At 68.8% G+C, this 375-nt stretch carries 1 protein-coding gene; it reads left to right on the top strand.

Annotated elements, in window-relative coordinates:
- Positions 1-375 (top strand): hypothetical protein (locus tag ACTJKX_RS38290; RefSeq protein ID WP_440728509.1); only part of this gene is annotated, 375 nt, incomplete at both ends.

The following is a 375-nucleotide window of genomic DNA, read 5'->3' as shown; positions in this document are numbered from 1 at the left end:
GTGGTGCCGTTCCCCGGCAAGGCCAAGGACTGGTCAGTCGATGCCGCGGCGCCGCTCTGCGTCGAGCGCGCCTTCGTCGAGCCGATCTTCCGCGCCATCGAGGCCCGGGCAGCCCTGCGCAACGATCCGGTGCAGTCGCAGCCGGTCGAACTGACCCGCGAAGCCGATCTGCATTTGGTCACCGAGAGCGGCCGGGTCATCCGCCAGGCTCGCGAAGCCGATGGCATGGCCCTGTTCATGATCCCCTCGAATGTGCGGTCGGTGCGCATCGTCTCGCGCGCCAGCCGTCCGGCCGATACGATCGGGCCCTATGTCGATGACCGCCGTTTCCTCGGCGTGCTCGTCGGCGCCGTCACGCTGCAGGACGGCAATGTC

Source organism: Labrys sp. 22185, assembly GCF_052045555.1.
Lineage (GTDB): Bacteria > Pseudomonadota > Alphaproteobacteria > Rhizobiales > Labraceae > Labrys > Labrys neptuniae.
Note: the sequence above shows the minus strand (reverse complement) of the source record. Positions and strands in the feature narration are given on the sequence as shown.